Source organism: Caballeronia sp. dw_276 (assembly GCF_018449635.1).
Taxonomy (GTDB): Bacteria; Pseudomonadota; Gammaproteobacteria; order Burkholderiales; family Burkholderiaceae; genus Caballeronia.
Genome location: NZ_JAAVUV010000010.1, coordinates 183,280 through 200,331, shown reverse-complemented (window position 1 = coordinate 200,331; position 17,052 = coordinate 183,280). Strand labels below are relative to the sequence as shown.

Sequence of the window (17,052 nt, the reverse complement as noted above, 5' to 3'; positions counted from 1 at the left end):
TCATATGTCCAACACGCCAAACGAGGCGCCCGCTATAACCGCTCACGAAGACCGCCCCGGCTGGCGTGCGTTTCTCAACAAACGCATGCTGATCTGCGTGTTTCTCGGCTTCACGTCCGGGCTGCCGCTTTTTACGCTCATCTATCTGGTCCAGGCGTGGTTGCGCACCGAAGGCGTCAATCTGAAGGAAATCGGCCTGTTTGCGCTGATCCAGTTCCCGTACACGTGGAAATTCATCTGGGCGCCGCTGATGGACCGCTACGTGCCGCGTCTGCCCGGCTGGCGTCCAGGCCGGCGGCGCGGCTGGATGATCGTCACGCAATTGCTGGTGGGCGTGGCGATCGGCGCGCTCGGGTTCATATCGCCGAAACAGGAAATCTGGACCGTGGCCGCACTGACCGCGCTCGTCGCGTTCTTCGGGGCGAGCCAGGACATAGCAATCGATGCGTTCCGCCGCGAGCTTCTCGCTGATACCGAACAGGGCCTCGGCAATGCCGTTTTCGTGAACGCGTACAAGATCGCGGCGCTGATTCCGGGCTCGCTCGGGCTGATTCTTGCCGATCATTTGCCGTGGTCCACGGTGTTCATGGTCACGGCGGCGTTCATGTTGCCGGGCGTGGTGCTGACATTGGTGGTCAAGGAACCGGAAATCCATGGCACGCCGCCCAAGAATCTCCGCGATGCGATCATCGATCCGTTTCGGGAATTCATTGGGCGTGACGGCTGGCGCACGGCGCTCTTGATCCTCGGCTTCATCTTTCTCTATAAGCTCGGCGATACGATGGCAACCACGCTTTCCACGTCGTTTTTCCTCGATATCGGCTTTAACAAGACGCAGATTGGCGTGATCGCCAAGACAGTGGCGTTTTGGGCAAGTATTGCGGGCGGGATTGTGGGCGGGATGTGGCTGGTGAAGATTGGCATCGGGCGGGGGTTGTGGATCTTCGGCGTGCTGCAGATCGTGTCCACGCTCGGCTTCGCGTGGCTTGCCAAGATCGGGCCGTCGCCTGTCGCGCTGGCTACGCTTTACGGCTTCGAGACTTTCGCAACCGGCCTGACAACCGCGGCGTTCGTCGCGTATATCGCGAGCACGACCGATCCGCGTTATACGGCCACGCAGTTTGCGCTTTTCACGAGCCTGGCTTCGGTGCCGCGCACGCTGGCATCGGCTTCAAGCGGCTTTATCGTGGCGCAGACGGGCTGGTTCGAGTACTTCATGGTCTGCGTGGCGCTGTCGATTCCCGGCATGTTACTGTTGCCGAAAATCGCGCCCTGGAGACTTGTCCGATGAAGGTGCACGCGTTGATCCGCGTCACGGCCTGCGCCATGACGCTCCAGGCGAGCGTCAGCTTCGCGGCGTCCGATGCAGTTTCGCAGCAGCCCTACTCGGCGGCGAGCGGCCAGATCCGCTTTGGCAATGCCGCGCTGTTCCGCAACCTGATTCCATCGGCAACGCTCGAACAGCAATCCGCCGACGAATATCTGCAAATTCTCCACGAAGCCCAGCGCACCAAGCATCTTCTCGGCGATGACAACCCGCTCGTCAAACGCGCCCGCGACATCACGAATCGCGAGGTTCCGTTTGCGCTCAAGTGGAATGACCGCTCGAAGAACTGGAAATGGCAGGTCAACGTGGTGCGATCCAACGAGATTCGCATGTACTGCCTGCCGGGCGGCAAGATCGTCATTTACAGCGGTTTGATCGAGCGGCTTCGGCTCAATGACAACGAACTCGGCATGATGATCGGCCATGAGATTGCGCACGCTTTGCGCGAACACGCGCGCGATCGGCTCGGACGTCAGCAGGCCGCGCAATTGACCACGGGCACGATACCGCCGCTATTTGGTTTCGCCGATATCACGTCGGCGCCGCTGGGTATAGGCGAGCAGTTGCTGGCCATGCGATACACGCCGGCGGATGAAACTGAAGCCGATGTCATTGGCAGCGAGATTGCGTCCCGCGCGGGATACGATCCGCGCGCCGCCGTGACGTTATGGAAGAAGATCGACTCGGCGACGCGGCGCACGCCGAACGGGTTTATCTGGATGCACCCGTTCGGCTCGGATCGCGTGCACGATTTGATGAAGCGCCTGCCGGACATGATGCCGCTATACGCGAAGGCGCTCGGTCAGACGGTCGATCAGTTGCCTAATTATGCGGGGATGGGGCGGTTCAAGAAGCCGAAGTTATAGAGAAGGCTGCCCGCCTCTTCAAACCTTCCAGTCGTAATCGATAATCAATGGCGCGTGATCGCTGAACTTGATCTCGCGAAAAACTGAAGTCGCTGTCGCCGTGTCCGCCACGCCTTTCGTCGCGATCTGATAATCGATCCGCCACCCGACGTTCTTCGCATAAGCCTGTCCGCGATTGCTCCACCACGTGTATTGCTCAGGCCGCTGATCGAGCGTTCGGAATACATCGACGTAGGATTTTTCATCGAATAATTGGGTGAGCCATGCGCGCTCTTCCGGCAAACAGCCGGAATTCTTCTGGTTGCTTTTCCAGTTCTTGATATCGATTTCCTTGTGCACGATGTTCACGTCGCCGCACAGAATCACTTCACGCGTCGCCGCGAGTTTCTCCAGATGCGGCATGAACTCGGCCATGAACCGGTACTTCGCCTGTTGCCGTTCCTCACCGCTGGACCCGGAAGGCACATACACGGAAATCACCGATAAATCCCCGAACCGGGCTTCCACATAACGCCCTTCGGGATCGAATTCCTCACTGCCAAAGCCGATGATCACCTCATCCGGTTTGTGCTTTGTATAAAGCCCCGCGCCCGAATAGCCCTTCTTCACGGCATGCTGGAAATAGCCCTGAAATCCATGCGGCGCGAGAAACTCCGGCGTCAGATCGTCTTGCGAACATTTGATTTCCTGCACGCAGACAACGTCTGCGTCCTGCTGACCAAACCAGTCGAAAAATCCTTTCTTCGCGGCCGATCGAATACCGTTCAAATTGGCGGTGATGACTCGAAACATGAAACGTCCTCATATGTTGTTGACCTACTCGACCTTGATCCCTTTCAGCGAATCCTTTGCCGGCGGATATTCGAGCTTCAAACTTTGCAGGGTGCGCGTGATCAATTCCGCGACCATGACGTTACGGTGTGTTTTTGAATCTGCGGGAATAACAAACCACGGAGCAAACTCGGTCGACGTTGCGCCCAGCGCATCGGCATAAGCTTCGTGATAATCGTCCCACTGCTTGCGAGCTTCGAGATCGGCGGTATCGAATTTCCAATGCTTTTCTGGATTGTCGATACGCGCCTGCAAGCGCTCTTTCTGCTCGTCCTTCGATATATGCAAAAAGCATTTCACAATGGCCGTGCCGCTATCCGCTAAAAGCGCCTCGAAGTTGCGAATATGGGCGTATCGACGTTCGCATTCGTCTTTATCGATTTGTTTCAGCACGCGCGGTACGAGCACGTCTTCATACTGGCTGCGATTGAAAACGGTCAACTCACCCGCGGCGGGCGCCTGCGAATGAACGCGCCATAGAAAGTCATGAGCGGCCTCGACCTCGGAAGGCGCCTTGAACGGCACGATACGAATCCCGAGCGGATCGACATCCTGAAAAATGCCGCGAATGGTGCCGTCCTTGCCGCTTGTATCCATGCCTTGCAGGATCAGCAGGACCCGCTGCTTGGGCTGGGTGTGGAGTTTGTCCTGCAAGCCGTCGAGTGCTGCGTTCAACTCGCTCAAACGCGCGCGATCGTCGTCTTTCGACCCGGCCGAGAATGGCTTCGACGCCGTGTCGATAGAAGCAAGATCAAACGCCTTCAGCTTCTTGCCGTCGAAGTAAGGCACGCGGTAATCGTCCAGATCAGGTTTCTTGGCCACGCGTGCGCTCCCGCTCATGAACATTCATAAAATAAAGGGTTGCTGCCAGACCAGACCAGCAGCAACCCGCGAGTACCTCAGCCATCAAACGCCGGCGTTCAGATCAAGAGGATAATTTCTTCTTCAAAAGCTCGTTGACCTGCTGCGGATTCGCCTTGCCTTTGGTCGCTTTCATGGCCTGGCCGATCAGCGCATTGAACGCCTTTTCCTTGCCCGAGCGGTATTCATCGACTGACTTCTGGTTCGCGGCCATCACCTCGTCGATGATCGCTTCCAGCGCGCCCGTATCCGAAATCTGCTTCAATCCCTTCGCTTCGATAATCCGGTCGGCCGCGGCTTCGTCGGTAGCTTTCTCTTCCCAGATTGCCTGGAAAATATCCTTCGCGATCTTGTTCGAGATAGTGCCGTCGGCGATGCGCTGAATCACGAGCGCGAGTTGCGGCGGAGAAACCGGCGAGCTCTCGATATCCAGCGATTCGCGATTCAGTTGCGACGACACCTCGCCCATCAACCAGTTGGCGGCGAGCTTGGCGTTCGCGTGTCCGACTTTCGAGACCACGTTCTCAAAATAAGCCGACATGCCCTGCGACGACGTCAGCCCGACCGCGTCATACGGCGTCAAGCCATATTGCTCGACGAAGCGCGTTTGCATCGCTTCCGGCAACTCGGGCAATTCGCTGCGAACCCGCGCAATCCACGCTTCATCGATAACCAGCGGCATCAGGTCCGGATCGGGGAAATAGCGGTAATCGTGCGCGTCTTCCTTGCTGCGCATGGAACGTGTCTCGCGTTTATCTGGATCGTATAAACGCGTTTCCTGCACGACCGTACCGCCGTCTTCGATCAACTCGATCTGGCGGCGCACTTCATACTGGATCGCTTCTTCGAGGAACCGGAACGAGTTCAGGTTCTTGATCTCGGCGCGTGTGCCGAATTCCGCCTGACCAACCGGGCGTACCGACACGTTCGCGTCGCAACGGAACGAACCTTCCTGCATGTTGCCGTCGCAGATCCCAAGCCATTGCACGAGCGTATGGAGGCTCTTTGCATACGCCACGGCTTCAGCGGCGCTGCGCATTTCAGGTTCGGTCACAATCTCAAGCAACGGCGTGCCCGCGCGATTCAAATCGATACCCGTCATACCCGCGAAGTCTTCGTGCAGCGACTTGCCGGCATCTTCTTCCAGATGCGCGCGCGTCAGGTTGACGGTTTTATCGTAGGCGGCCTTGCCGGTTTTTTCGTTTGCCGGAACGTGGATCGTGACGCTGCCGCCCTGCACGACCGGGATCTCGAACTGGCTGATCTGATAACCCTTCGGCAGATCAGGATAGAAATAGTTTTTACGCGCGAAAATGCTGCGCGGCGCGATGGTCGCGCCGATCGCCAGACCCAGACGAATCGCACGCTCGACCGCGCCGCGATTCATCACGGGCAATGAGCCTGGCAACGCCAGATCGACAGGACAGGCCTGCGTGTTCGGCTCAGCGCCGAATTGCGTGGCCGCGCCCGAGAAAATCTTGGAGACCGTCGATAACTGCGCGTGCGTCTCAAGACCAATAACGACTTCCCATTGCATAACTCAGACTCCTGCCGGTGATTGCACATGCCAGTCGGTCGCGCGCTGAAACGCGTCGGCGACCTGCAGCAACCGGGCTTCGTTGAAATAGTTGCCGATGATCTGCAAGCCAACCGGCCGCGTGGCATGCGCGCTGCCCGCAGCGCCGAAACCGCACGGCACGCTCATGCCCGGCAAACCGGCGAGACTGATCGACAACGTGTAGATATCGGCGAGGTACATCTGGACCGGGTCGTCGGCTTTCTCACCGAGATTCCATGCAACCGATGGCGCCACCGGTCCCATGATCACATCGCAGTGATTGAATGCTTCCTGGAAATCCTGCGCGATGATGCGGCGGATTTTCTGCGCCTGAACGTAATACGCGTCGTAATAGCCGTGCGACAACACGTACGCGCCTACCAGGATCCGGCGCTTCACTTCCGGCCCGAAACCTTCGGCGCGCGACTTCTTGTACATATCGAGAAGATCGGTGTACTCGGCCGCGCGATGGCCGTAACGCACGCCATCGAAACGCGACAGATTCGACGATGCCTCCGCCGGCGCAATGATGTAATACACGGGAATGGACAACTCGGTCTTTGGCAGCGATACCTCGACCAAGGTCGCGCCGAGCGCTTCATATTGCTTCAACGCCGCGTCTACTGCGCTGCGAACTTCGGCGCTGAGTCCTTCGCCAAAAAACTCCTTCGGCAAACCGATGCGCAATCCCGCGAGCGGTTTGTTCGCGTCATGACCCGACCATGGCTGACCGAGATAGCGCGTGTAGTCTTCGTCCTCGCGCTGGAGGCTGGTTGAATCGCGCGGATCGAACGATGCAATCGCGTTGAGCAGCACGCCGCAATCGGCGGCGCTGCGTGCCATCGGGCCGCCCTGATCCAGCGACGAAGCGAACGCGATCATGCCGTAACGCGAAACGCGGCCGTACGTTGGTTTGATTCCGGTAATGCCGGTGAACGATGCAGGCTGGCGAATCGAGCCGCCTGTGTCCGTTCCCGTGGCCGCTGGCGCGAGCCGCGCCGCGACCGCCGCGGCCGAACCGCCCGACGATCCGCCCGGCACCGCTTTCAGATCCCACGGGTTCTTGACCGGCCCGAAGTACGAATTCTCGTTCGACGAACCCATCGCGAATTCGTCCATATTTGTCTTGCCGAGCGTCACCACGCCCGCGTTCTTCAAGCGGTCGACAACGGTGGCATCGAAGGGACTCTTGTAGTTCTCGAGCATCTTCGATCCCGCCGTCGAGCTCCATCCGCGCGTGACGAACACGTCTTTATGCGCGATCGGCAAACCCGTCAGCGGACCCGCTTCGCCCCGGGCGATGAGCGCGTCGGCGGCCCTGGCCTGCTCGAGGGTGAGATTGTGATCGACGCTGATGAACGCGTTGAGATCCTTCGCGGCGTCGATGCGCTGCAGGAACACCTGCGCGAGTTCGACGGCGGAAATGGTTTTTGCGTCGAGTGCCGCGCGCAGTTCGGTCAAGCTTTTCTGATGCATTGCGTTTTTCCTGATAGACGCCGGGTGCCGCGTCTTTTAGTTTTCGTGCGGTGTTGCCGTTGTTACGCTGGCGCGCCGCTCATTCGATCACTTTCGGCACGAGATACAAGCCGTCGCGCACAGCGGGTGCAGGCCGTTGGAACTCTTCGCGGTTTACATGCTCTGTAACAGCATCGTTTCGCAAACGCAGTTCGACTTGCTGGATTTGTTCGATCGGGTGAGCAAGCGGTTCGATTCCCGTGGTGTCTACAGCTTGCATCTGCTCCACGAGACCGAAGAAATCGTTCAGGCGTGCGAGGGTCGGTTCGGCCTCGTGCTCGGGCAATTCCAGACGCGCGAGGTGCGCAATGCGTTTTACATCGGTCAGGGTCAGAGACATTTGTTTCACCGGTCTATTTATGCGACTTTCGCGTTACAAACAGCGCGACTTCAATTCGAGATAAGGAGCCTTAGAAAGCAGGCCTGACGATGGCAAAATGTACCGTCCTTTTCCTTCGAATACCCCAAAATTATAAGGTATCATTACGCGTTCGACCCAAATCCGGATCGACTTGCCAGCGGCCTTTTCTTAGTTACAGTTTTTTCAGAAAAGTGTGCGCCTGGTTTGCTTGCATCCTCCGGTAGATTTTCTTCGCAGCTTTGCAATGTTCGCGACCAATTGGGTGCGACTGCAGGCTGTCATTTTTTTCCGCTGCCGTCCTTTGGCGCTCGAAGCGAGGCACGGCTCCCAGCGAGACAGGATTTTTGAATGTTCGGTTTTTTGCGCAGCTACTTTTCAAACGATCTGGCGATTGATCTCGGCACCGCCAACACGCTGATTTACATGCGCGGCAAAGGCATCGTTCTAGACGAGCCGTCGGTGGTTTCCATTCGCCAGGAAGGCGGTCCGAATGGCAAGAAGACCATTCAGGCTGTCGGCCGCGAGGCCAAGCAGATGCTCGGCAAGGTGCCGGGCAACATCGAAGCAATCCGGCCCATGAAGGACGGCGTGATCGCCGACTTCACGGTCACCGAGCAGATGATCAAGCAGTTCATCAAGACGGCCCATGAGTCGCGCATGTTCTCGCCCTCGCCACGCATCATCATCTGCGTGCCGTGCGGTTCGACCCAGGTCGAGCGCCGCGCGATCAAGGAAGCGGCTCATGGCGCAGGCGCGTCGCAGGTTTATCTGATCGAAGAACCCATGGCCGCGGCTATCGGCGCCGGCTTGCCGGTTTCGGAAGCAACGGGCTCCATGGTCGTCGACATCGGCGGCGGCACGACCGAAGTGGGCGTGATCTCGCTCGGCGGTATCGTGTACAAGGGTTCGGTGCGCGTGGGCGGTGACAAGTTCGACGAAGCCATCGTCAATTACATTCGCCGTAACTACGGCATGCTGATTGGCGAGCAAACGGCTGAAGCCATCAAGAAGGAAATTGGTTCGGCTTTCCCCGGCTCCGAAGTCAAGGAGATGGAAGTCAAGGGCCGTAACCTTTCAGAAGGCATTCCGCGCAGCTTCACCATTTCGAGCAACGAAATTCTCGAAGCCCTGACCGATCCGTTGAACCAGATCGTGTCGTCGGTGAAAATCGCGCTGGAACAGACGCCGCCGGAACTGGGCGCCGACATTGCCGAGCGCGGCATGATGCTGACTGGCGGTGGCGCGTTGCTGCGCGACCTCGACCGGCTGCTTGCAGAAGAGACCGGCCTGCCGGTGCTTGTTGCTGAAGATCCGCTGACTTGCGTCGTACGCGGTTCGGGCATGGCGCTCGAACGCATGGACAAGCTCGGCAGCATCTTCTCCTACGAGTAAGTCTTGACGCCTTTCACGAAGGCGCCAACAACACGCACTCGCTCAATGGAACAACTGCGACGTGCGCGAGGTATGCGACTTGCGCGAGCGTTTTCGTGGCCCGGCCCAATGTGGCTCCGGGCCGCGGCGCACCGCGCTGGGCAGGGCCGCTCCTTGACGCGGACCCGCAGCATCGATTTAACTGCTCACGCCCTCGGCGCCGACCATGGAATACAGTCCGCCGCCACTCTTTAAGCAAGGTCCATCCGCTCTCGCGAGATTGATCTTCTTCGTGGTGCTTGCAATCGCCCTTCTTATCTCGGACGCGCGTTTCAACACGCTCGAGATCGTGCGTGGCGTGCTGGGCGCGGGGTTATACCCGTTGCAGCGCGCCGCCCTCGTACCGCGCGATATTTTTATGGGCGCCGCCGATCTGGCTGTGACCAGCGCAATCCTGCGCACTGAAAACGCGAAGTTGAAAGAAAAGAACCTGGAGTTATCGGTGAAAGCGGGTGATGCTTCCCAGCTCAACGCCGAGAACACGCATCTGCGTTCGCTCCTTCAGCTTCAGGCGCGCGCCGTCACGCAAACCATTCCCGTCGAAGTGCAATACGACACGCGTGATCCGTTCACGCAGAAGGTCGTGATTGGCAAGGGCTCGCAACAGGGCATTCAGGACGGCGCGCCGGTAGTCAACGAAGACGGCGTGATTGGCCAGATCACCCGCGTGTTCCCGCTGCAATCCGAAGTGACGCTGCTCTCCGACAAAGACCAGGCCGTTCCCGTGCAAATCGTGCGTACGGGTTTGCGCAGCGTGATCTATGGCACGCCAAAGGGCGACACACTGGATCTGCGCTTCGTGCCCATCAGCGCCGACGTACAAACCGGCGACGAACTCGTGACCAGCGGCCTGGACGGGATTTATCCGCCGGGATTGCCGGTGGCGAAGGTCGTGCGGGTCGATAAACAAGCCGATACTGCCTTCGCTCGCGTCGTCTGTCTGCCTATTGCTCCGGTGCGTGGTGCGCGTCAGTTGCTCGTGCTGCACTACGAAGTCAACCAGCCGCCCAACCCGGTAGAAATCGAAGCCGCGGCCGCCGCGAAGGAAGCGAAGGAAAACAAGGGCAGAAAGAAGGCAGCACCGGCGAAAAGCACAAGCGCGCCTGCTGCCGCGAACCCGGCATCCGCGCCCGCGGCGAACCCGGCCGCAACACCTGCGGCGCCGGCAGCGCCGGCATCTGCAGCTGTAGCCGCCAAGCCGGCATCGGCGACCGCCGCGAAGAAGCCTGAGCACGCGGCATCGAACAGATCCGGGCACGCCCGGCGAGAACCTGCCGGCAAGGCCGCGCCCGGAGCCACGCCATGAGCCGCCCGCAATACATCCTGCAGCCGGTCAATCCGTACTTCATCACGTTCAGCTTGGCCGCCGCCTTCCTGCTGAACCTGATGCCGTGGGGCCGGATGGCCGGCGTGCCCGATTTCGTGGCCGTCGTCCTGTTGTTCTGGAACGTTCACCAGCCGCGCCGTGTCGGAATGGGCATCGCGTTTTTGCTCGGCATGTTGATGGACGTTCACAATGCAAGTCTGCTCGGTGAGCACGCGCTTGCGTATACGTTGTTGTCGTATGGCGCCATCACCATTCACAGGCGCGTATTGTGGATGTCGTTGCCGGTGCAAACGTTCGTGGTCGCACCGCTTCTGATCGGCGCGCAGATTGTCCCGTTCGTGATCCGTCTGCTGACCGGCGCGGCGTTTCCCGGCTGGGGTTATCTGGTCGATGGATTCGTGGAAGCCATTTTGTGGCCGGTTGCGAGTTTCCTGCTGCTGATTCCGCAGCGCCGCGCCACCGATCCCGACGACACGCGTCCCATCTGAGTTGATGTTGATTCAAGCGCCTGCCGGCGCGTCGGTTAAGCCGCTCGCCCCAGTCGCCACACACGCGGTCCCCGCGAAGATTGCATGACCGAATTTCAGAACGCCGAACAACAGTTATCGAAGTTTCGCCTGCGTGTGGCCGCCGCGGGCCTCTTCGTGTTTGTCTGCTTCGGGTTGATCGGCGTGCGGTTCCTGTATCTGCAGGTCTGGCATTTCAGCAAGTATTCGCTGCAAGCCGATGAAAACCGCATCTCGGTCGCGCCTATCGTGCCGAACCGCGGGATCATCACCGACCGCAACGGCGTGGTGCTCGCGAAGAATTATTCGGCTTACACGCTGGAAATCACGCCATCGAAGATCAACACCACGCTCGACGATGAAATCGACCGCATCGCGACCGTGATTCCCGTCGACGCGCGCGACCGGCGGCGCTTCAAAAAGCTGCTGGAAGACTCGAAGAATTTCGAGAGTCTGCCCATCCGCACCCGTCTCACCGACGAAGAGGTCGCCCAGTTCACCGCGCAGCGTTTCCGCTTCCCGGGCGTGGAAGTGCGCGCGCGGCTGTTCCGGCAATATCCGCTGGGACCGACGGCGGCGCACGTGATCGGGTATATCGGGCGGATTTCGCAGCGCGATCAGGAGCGTATCGACGCCGCAAGCGACCAGAACGACGCCGACACCGATCACTACGATCCGCGGCTGGACGCGAACAATTACAAGGGCACCGACTACATGGGCAAGATCGGTGTCGAGCAAAGCTACGAAACCGAATTGCACGGACTGACGGGCTTCGAGGAAGTCGAAGTAACGGCGGGCGGACGGCCGGTACGCACCATGTCGCGCACGCAGGCCACGCCCGGGAACAATCTGGTGTTGTCGCTGGACATCGGTTTGCAGCAGGTCGCCGAGCAGGCGTTCGCGGGCAAGCGCGGCGCGCTTGTCGCCATCGAACCTGCAACTGGCGATGTGCTCGCGTTTGTATCGGCGCCGAGTTTCGATCCGAATTCGTTCGTGGACGGCATCGACCAGCAGACCTGGGATTCGCTCAACAATTCGCCCGACCACCCGCTGTTGAATCGTCCTCTGCACGGCACGTATCCGCCGGGTTCGACCTACAAGCCGTTCATGGCGCTTGCCGCGTTGACGCTGCATAAACGCACACCGGGTTGGGGGTTCCAGGACCCGGGCTCGTACACGTTCGGCGGCCACACATTCCGCAACGACGTGCGCGCGGGCCAGGGCTGGGTCGACATGAACCGCGCGATCGTGGTCTCCAACGACACGTATTTCTACATGCTCGCGCACGATCTCGGCGTGAACGCGATGGCCGGTTTCATGAAGCCGTGGGGCTTCGGCCAGATCACGGGCATTGATATCAACGGCGAAGCGCGCGGCATTCTTCCATCGACGGAATGGAAGAAGAAGGCGTATCGCAAGCCCGAACAGCAGCGCTGGTATGAAGGCGAGACGATCAGCCTCGGGATCGGGCAGGGGTATAACTCATTCACCATCCTGCAGCTCGCGCACGCCACGGCGACGCTCGCGAATGACGGCGTGGTCATGAAGCCGCACTTGGTGAAGGAAGTCGAGAACCCGATCACGAAGGCGGTGCGTCTGACGGTGCGGGCGCCAAGCGACAAGATCGCCGTGAAACAGGCGGACATCGACTTCGTCAAGCGCGCAATGGAAGGCGTGGTGACCAACGGTACCGCCGTGAAGATCTTCCGCGGTGCGCCTTATCTGTCGGCAGGCAAGACGGGGACGGCGCAGGTTTATTCGCTGCAGGGCGCGAATTACTCCGGCCATGCGACGGCCGAGCATCTGCGTGACCACGCGTTGTATATCGCATTTGCCCCAGCCGACCATCCGACGATTGCGGTTGCGCTTATTGTCGAGAACGGCGGATGGGGTGCGGAAGCCGCAGGTCCGATCGCGCGGAAAGTGCTCGATTATTACCTCGTCGACAGGCTGAAACCCGGCGCGGAAGCGGCGGCGGTGGCAGCGGCGGCATCAGCCACGGAAGGTGCGACGGCACCGGTTATCGGCGGATCGCAATCTGCGGTCGACGCGGCGTTGCCGGCATCGGTGGCGGCGAAATCGGCGGCGTTCAATCCGGCAGCGGCGTCGGCGCCGATCGCGGGGGCGTCGGCAGCTGTGCCGGCTTCAGCGGCCTCGTCAGCGGCTCCGGCTGCTTCCGCTTCATCCGTCGATGCCCCCAGCGAAGCCGCCTCCGCAGCGCCGGCCGTGCCTGCATCGCCGGCTGCCATGATGTTGCGTGCATTGGCAACGCCGCGCGCGCCCATCATCTCAGTCGCCGATGCCCCGCGCGCCGGCGCCAAAGAGGGCAATGGGCAGAAGGAAAAAGTGGCGGCATCGAATGCGAAGGAAGCGCGCAAAGCGCCCATGCCCGCGCCGTCCAAACCACCGGCGCCGCCGAAGGAACCCGCGCCCACGGTTGCGATTCCCCGTAACAACGGCAAGAGCCCCATTCAAACGTTGACGCCGTCCGGCGGCATCGACGAGTAAAGAAGGAGAACCGCCATGCAAGCGATGCAGTTCGACAAGCGCGCCTGGCTCGACCGCACGAAGCGCATGTTCGCGGGTTTCGATAAACCCCTCGCGCTGATTGTGTTCCTGCTGCTGTGCGTTGGGATCGTGACGCTGTATAGCGCGAGTCTCGATGTGCCCGGGCGCGTCGAGGACCAGTTGCGCAACATCATGCTGACGTTCGGCCTGATGTGGATTCTCGCCAATGTTCCGCCACCCACGCTCATGCGCTTTGCAGTGCCGCTTTATACGTTCGGCATGGCGTTGCTGATTGCAGTGGCCATGTTCGGCTTGACGCGAAAAGGCGCGAAACGCTGGCTGAATGTTGGCGTAGTGATCCAGCCGTCCGAAATCATGAAGATCGCGATGCCGCTCATGCTTGCCTGGTATTTTCAGCGGCGTGAAGGCCAGATTCGATGGTGGGATTACATCGTCGGCTTTTTGATCTTGCTGTTGCCGGTCGCGATCATCGCGAAGCAGCCCGATCTTGGCACGGCCGTGCTGGTGTTCGCGGCGGGCCTGTTCGTCATTTACTTCGCGGGATTGAGCTTCAAGCTGATCGTGCCGGTGCTGGTTGCGGCGGTGCTGGTGGTGGCGAGTATCGGCGTGTTCCAGGAGCGGATCTGCCAGCCGGAAGTGAACTGGCCTTTGATGCACGATTACCAGAAGCATCGGATTTGTACGCTGCTCGATCCGACTTCCGATCCGCTCGGCAAAGGCTTTCACACCATTCAGGCGGTGATCGCGATCGGTTCAGGCGGCACGTTCGGCAAAGGCTGGCTGAAGGGTACGCAAGCGCATCTGGAATTCATCCCGGAGAAACATACCGACTTCATTTTCGCGGTGTTTTCAGAGGAGTTCGGCCTTGCCGGCGGCCTTGTACTGCTCTTCCTGTATATGGCGTTGATTGCGCGCGGATTGTTTATCGCGGCGAACGGGGCGACGCTGTTCGGGCGATTGTTGGCCGGGTCGCTGACCATGGCGTTCTTCACGTACGCGTTCGTGAATATCGGGATGGTGAGCGGGATCTTGCCAGTCGTCGGCGTGCCACTGCCGTTCATGAGTTATGGCGGAACGGCGCTGACCACGCTCGGTGTCGCGGTCGGCCTGATCATGAGCGTGTCGCGACAGAAACGGCTGATGAAGGGTTAGGCGATTTGAGTTTAAAAAGCCCGCGATTCGATCGATGATCATCGCGGGCTTTTTGTTTTTACTGCGGCTGTTCGTGCGATAGCTCGGCGCTCAATTGCTGGTACTTGAGCTTTGCCGCCGGATCGCCTTGCGCGGCCGCCGCTGCGTAATACGCGCGCGCGACGTTGATGTTTTTCTGTACGCCATCGCCGCCGCGTTCATAGAACGATCCCGCCACGTATTGCGCGGTCATGTCTCCGCCTTCGGCCGCTTTTTTGTACCACGCGAACGCTTGGGCGTTGTCGCGCGGGGTGCCCCGGCCATCGAGGAATTGATTCGCCAACGCGAGTTCAGCCTGCACATGTCCCTGGTTCGCGGCGCGCAAAAACCAGCGATGCGCCTCAGCCGGATCACGATCCACAAACTGCCCGTCATCGAACATCTTGCCGTACACGAACTGCGCTTGCGTCATGTTGGCATCGGCGGCTTTGCGCAGCCATTTCTTGCCTTCGGGTACATCGGCGGGACCGCCTTCGCCGTTGACCAGCATCATCGCGTAATTGAATTCGGCGAGTCGGCTGCCCTTCTTCGCCGCGCGAAGAAACTCCGAGCGCGCCGCACCGAAATTGCCGGCGTTGTAATCGGCGACGGCGTTTTGCGTGGCCATGTCGCTGCCCTTCACCGTCTGTGCGTTTGCCGCGCCGCACGCCAGCATCAACGCTACGGAAACTGCGCCCAATAATCCGGGTTTCATGCCCTCGCCTCCTGCAACGCCTGGCGCGTCGCCTTCAACAACCAGCTGACATCCGACGACAACGCGATCACCTTCACCCCGGCCTCCGCGTATTGCCGCGCACTCGCGGAATCGAGCGCGAAGATGCCGCTTGCGATGCCCGCATTTTTCGCTGCATCGATGATCCTGGTGATCGCGGCTTGCACGTCCGGATGCTTGGAATCGCCGAGATGCCCGAGGCTCGCAGCCAGATCCGCCGGCCCGATAAACAGGCAATCGACGCCCGGCATCGCGGCAATCGCTTCGACGTTTGCGAGCGCCAATTCCGATTCGATCTGCACGATCGTCGATATCTGCGCATTCGCCGATGTCACGTAATCGCGACGAACGCCGTACGCTGCCGCGCGCACCATGCCGGCGGCGCCGCGCAGGCCATCGCGTGCATCGCCGTTCGGATATTGCGTGAGACGCACGGCATGTTGGGCTTCTTCCGCCGTCTCCACGTTCGGGAACATCAGCGTGCGTGCACCGGCATCGAGTACGCGTTTGACCAGCCAGCCGTCGTGCGCGGGCACGCGGACAATCGGCTCCGTCGGAAGATGCGCTGCAGCAATTGCGCGAAGTTGCGAGACGACGTCCTGGCTATCGTTCGGAGAATGCTCCATGTCGATGCAAAGCCAGTCGAAGCCCGCATGCGCAACCGCTTCGGCGATGTCGGCACTGCCCATCGACAGCCACATGCCGTACATGGTGCCCGGCTCGCTGAAACGCTGCTTGAGGAGATTCGTGTAGGTGCTCATGGCGTGATCCTCGCTGGATCGGCCTTGAGCTTGGCGGAAAGGTTCGCTGGCATGTCTCGCTCCGTTGGCATGTCGCTGGGATGCGCCGCAGCAAAACGTGCGGCTTATTCAACGATCTTTAACGATCATACCGTGACAAAAGCGAAGCCGCGGAGCGCGGCAAAAGCGGCTTAAACGCCTTCGACATCCGCCCAGCAATTCGGCGTTTCGTAGAGGCGGATGCGCTTGAGTTTCAGATTGACGCCGTAGTGCGCGTCGTAGACACCGGAGAGAATCCGGAACGCCTCGGCGGCGAGGTTTTCGACTGTGGGAATGCGGTCGAGCACGACAGTCTTGTGATCAGCCATCTGCTCGAGAAAACCGCGCACGATTTCATCGCGTGCATACACGATGAACGCATGGTCCCACTTATTGACCAGATGCTCCATGGCGAGCGCTTTGACATCGGCGAAATCCATCACCATGCCGCGATCCGGCGCGCCTTCCGTTTCGACGAGCTCACCCTGCAGCGTGATTTCCAGCACGTACCGATGACCATGCAGATTCCGGCACTGGCTGCGGTGATCGGGGATGCGGTGGCCCGCATCGAATTCGAGTTTTCGGGTAATCGTCTGCACGTCGGCTCAGCTTGGGTGATTCGCGTTAGGGGATGTTCAGATACTTGTGCGTCTGCATGGACAGGCGCCATTGCGGATGCCGCTTACACCAGTCGATGGCGAGCTTCGTGTTGATATCGCGCGAAGGACCGTCCATGGGCTGCACGAGGAAATACTCGAAGTCGAGTTTGGCGTAATCGGCGAGCGGCTGATTGTCTTGCGGCACGACGACTTTCAGCTCATTGCCCTTCGTCACGACCAGCGGCGCGCCGGCTTTCGGACTCACGCAAATCCAGTCGATGCTGTCCAGCACCGGCATGGAACCATTCGTTTCGATAGCCATTTCAAAGCCCGCGGCATGCAAGGCATCCACGAAATGCTGATCGATTTGCAACATGGGCTCGCCGCCCGTGCAGACCACGAACTTGTGCGTCTCGCCTTCCGGCCATTGCGATGAAATCATCGCGACGAGATCAGCCGGCGTCTTGTACTTGCCGCCGTTCTCGCCATCCGTGCCAACAAAATCCGTATCGCAAAATTGGCAGACCGCTTCAGCGCGATCTTCCTCGCGACCCGACCAGAGGTTGCATCCGGCGAAGCGGCAAAACACGGCCGGGCGGCCGGCGTTCGCGCCTTCGCCCTGCAACGTGTAGAAGATTTCCTTTACTGCGTACGTCATG

General features: G+C 59.9%; 16 protein-coding genes. 7 read left to right on the top strand and 9 right to left on the bottom strand.

Annotation, left to right across the window (positions count from 1 at the left end; all coding sequences use genetic code 11):
- Nucleotides 1-4: 4 nt before the first annotated feature.
- On the top strand, nt 5-1,291 hold the full coding sequence (locus HB633_RS21525; protein ID WP_213780168.1) for an AmpG family muropeptide MFS transporter: 1,287 nt from the start codon (nt 5-7) through the stop codon (nt 1,289-1,291).
- Nucleotides 1,288-2,193, top strand: a complete 906-nt coding sequence (locus HB633_RS21520) for a M48 family metallopeptidase (RefSeq protein WP_213780167.1) — start codon at nt 1,288-1,290, stop codon at nt 2,191-2,193. The genes HB633_RS21525 and HB633_RS21520 overlap by 4 nt, the downstream gene beginning before the upstream one ends.
- 18 nt (nt 2,194-2,211) lie before the next feature.
- Here HB633_RS21520 and HB633_RS21515 read toward each other — a convergent pair whose 3' ends face one another.
- From HB633_RS21515 to gatC, 5 genes are all read right to left on the bottom strand, one after another.
- Complete coding sequence (locus HB633_RS21515) at nt 2,212-2,985, bottom strand: exodeoxyribonuclease III (protein ID WP_213780166.1); 774 nt, start codon at nt 2,983-2,985, stop codon at nt 2,212-2,214.
- A gap of 24 nt (nt 2,986-3,009) precedes the next feature.
- Nucleotides 3,010-3,846 (bottom strand): PPK2 family polyphosphate kinase, encoded by an 837-nt coding sequence (locus HB633_RS21510; protein WP_213780165.1) that lies wholly within the window; start codon nt 3,844-3,846, stop codon nt 3,010-3,012.
- 103 nt (nt 3,847-3,949) lie between these two features.
- On the bottom strand, nt 3,950-5,422 hold the full coding sequence (gene gatB / locus HB633_RS21505; protein ID WP_213780164.1) for an Asp-tRNA(Asn)/Glu-tRNA(Gln) amidotransferase subunit GatB: 1,473 nt from the start codon (nt 5,420-5,422) through the stop codon (nt 3,950-3,952).
- 3 nt (nt 5,423-5,425) lie between these two features.
- Nucleotides 5,426-6,919 (bottom strand): Asp-tRNA(Asn)/Glu-tRNA(Gln) amidotransferase subunit GatA, encoded by a 1,494-nt coding sequence (gene gatA / locus HB633_RS21500; RefSeq protein WP_213780163.1) that lies wholly within the window; start codon nt 6,917-6,919, stop codon nt 5,426-5,428.
- 79 nt (nt 6,920-6,998) lie between these two features.
- On the bottom strand, nt 6,999-7,298 hold the full coding sequence (gene gatC / locus HB633_RS21495; RefSeq protein WP_062168581.1) for an Asp-tRNA(Asn)/Glu-tRNA(Gln) amidotransferase subunit GatC: 300 nt from the start codon (nt 7,296-7,298) through the stop codon (nt 6,999-7,001).
- A 369-nt stretch (nt 7,299-7,667) separates the two neighbouring features.
- Here gatC and HB633_RS21490 point away from each other — a divergent pair, with 369 nt between their 5' ends.
- From HB633_RS21490 to rodA, 5 genes are all read left to right on the top strand, one after another.
- A complete protein-coding gene (locus HB633_RS21490; protein ID WP_017772379.1) occupies nt 7,668-8,711 on the top strand; it encodes a rod shape-determining protein in 1,044 nt (347 codons plus the stop codon).
- A 205-nt stretch (nt 8,712-8,916) separates the two neighbouring features.
- Complete coding sequence (gene mreC / locus HB633_RS21485) at nt 8,917-10,056, top strand: rod shape-determining protein MreC (protein WP_213780162.1); 1,140 nt, start codon at nt 8,917-8,919, stop codon at nt 10,054-10,056.
- Nucleotides 10,053-10,565: a rod shape-determining protein MreD gene (gene mreD / locus HB633_RS21480; protein ID WP_213780161.1), complete on the top strand. Its 513-nt coding sequence runs from the start codon at nt 10,053-10,055 to the stop codon at nt 10,563-10,565. Before mreC ends, mreD begins: the two co-directional genes overlap by 4 nt.
- An 84-nt stretch (nt 10,566-10,649) precedes the next feature.
- A complete protein-coding gene (mrdA, locus tag HB633_RS21475) occupies nt 10,650-13,091 on the top strand; it encodes a penicillin-binding protein 2 (protein WP_213780160.1) in 2,442 nt (813 codons plus the stop codon).
- 24 nt (nt 13,092-13,115) lie between these two features.
- Entirely contained in the window at nt 13,116-14,264 is a 1,149-nt protein-coding gene (gene rodA / locus HB633_RS21470) for a rod shape-determining protein RodA (protein ID WP_213780249.1), read from the top strand.
- A gap of 58 nt (nt 14,265-14,322) precedes the next feature.
- Here the strand turns inward: rodA and HB633_RS21465 are convergent, their stop codons facing one another.
- The 4 genes from HB633_RS21465 to queE form a co-directional block, all read right to left on the bottom strand.
- A complete protein-coding gene (locus tag HB633_RS21465) occupies nt 14,323-14,997 on the bottom strand; it encodes a tetratricopeptide repeat protein (protein ID WP_213780159.1) in 675 nt (224 codons plus the stop codon).
- The gene (locus tag HB633_RS21460; RefSeq protein ID WP_213780158.1) at nt 14,994-15,776 is read right to left on the bottom strand and encodes an aldolase/citrate lyase family protein; all 783 of its coding nucleotides are present in this window, start codon (nt 15,774-15,776) and stop codon (nt 14,994-14,996) included. Before HB633_RS21460 ends, HB633_RS21465 begins: the two co-directional genes overlap by 4 nt.
- Before the next feature lie 170 nt (nt 15,777-15,946).
- Nucleotides 15,947-16,393, bottom strand: coding sequence for a 6-carboxytetrahydropterin synthase QueD (queD, locus tag HB633_RS21455; protein WP_060817535.1), 447 nt, complete (start codon nt 16,391-16,393; stop codon nt 15,947-15,949).
- Between the two features lie 25 nt (nt 16,394-16,418).
- Nucleotides 16,419-17,051, bottom strand: coding sequence for a 7-carboxy-7-deazaguanine synthase (gene queE, locus HB633_RS21450; protein WP_213780157.1), 633 nt, complete (start codon nt 17,049-17,051; stop codon nt 16,419-16,421).
- Nucleotide 17,052: the final 1 nt, after the last annotated feature.

Excerpts from the sequence above, each read along its gene's own strand:
- HB633_RS21465 (WP_213780159.1), bottom strand. The coding sequence starts at position 14,997 with ATGAAACCCGGATTATTGGGCGCAGTTTCCGTAGCGTTGATGCTGGCG.
- rodA (WP_213780249.1), top strand. The coding sequence starts at position 13,116 with ATGCAGTTCGACAAGCGCGCCTGGCTCGACCGCACGAAGCGCATGTTC.
- gatA (WP_213780163.1), bottom strand. The coding sequence starts at position 6,919 with ATGCATCAGAAAAGCTTGACCGAACTGCGCGCGGCACTCGACGCAAAA.
- mreD (WP_213780161.1), top strand. The coding sequence starts at position 10,053 with ATGAGCCGCCCGCAATACATCCTGCAGCCGGTCAATCCGTACTTCATC.
- mreC (WP_213780162.1), top strand. The coding sequence starts at position 8,917 with ATGGAATACAGTCCGCCGCCACTCTTTAAGCAAGGTCCATCCGCTCTC.
- gatC (WP_062168581.1), bottom strand. The coding sequence starts at position 7,298 with ATGTCTCTGACCCTGACCGATGTAAAACGCATTGCGCACCTCGCGCGT.
- HB633_RS21460 (WP_213780158.1), bottom strand. The coding sequence starts at position 15,776 with ATGAGCACCTACACGAATCTCCTCAAGCAGCGTTTCAGCGAGCCGGGC.
- HB633_RS21520 (WP_213780167.1), top strand. The coding sequence starts at position 1,288 with ATGAAGGTGCACGCGTTGATCCGCGTCACGGCCTGCGCCATGACGCTC.
- queE (WP_213780157.1), bottom strand. The coding sequence starts at position 17,051 with ATGACGTACGCAGTAAAGGAAATCTTCTACACGTTGCAGGGCGAAGGC.
- HB633_RS21515 (WP_213780166.1), bottom strand. The coding sequence starts at position 2,985 with ATGTTTCGAGTCATCACCGCCAATTTGAACGGTATTCGATCGGCCGCG.
- HB633_RS21525 (WP_213780168.1), top strand. The coding sequence starts at position 5 with ATGTCCAACACGCCAAACGAGGCGCCCGCTATAACCGCTCACGAAGAC.
- HB633_RS21490 (WP_017772379.1), top strand. The coding sequence starts at position 7,668 with ATGTTCGGTTTTTTGCGCAGCTACTTTTCAAACGATCTGGCGATTGAT.
- mrdA (WP_213780160.1), top strand. The coding sequence starts at position 10,650 with ATGACCGAATTTCAGAACGCCGAACAACAGTTATCGAAGTTTCGCCTG.
- gatB (WP_213780164.1), bottom strand. The coding sequence starts at position 5,422 with ATGCAATGGGAAGTCGTTATTGGTCTTGAGACGCACGCGCAGTTATCG.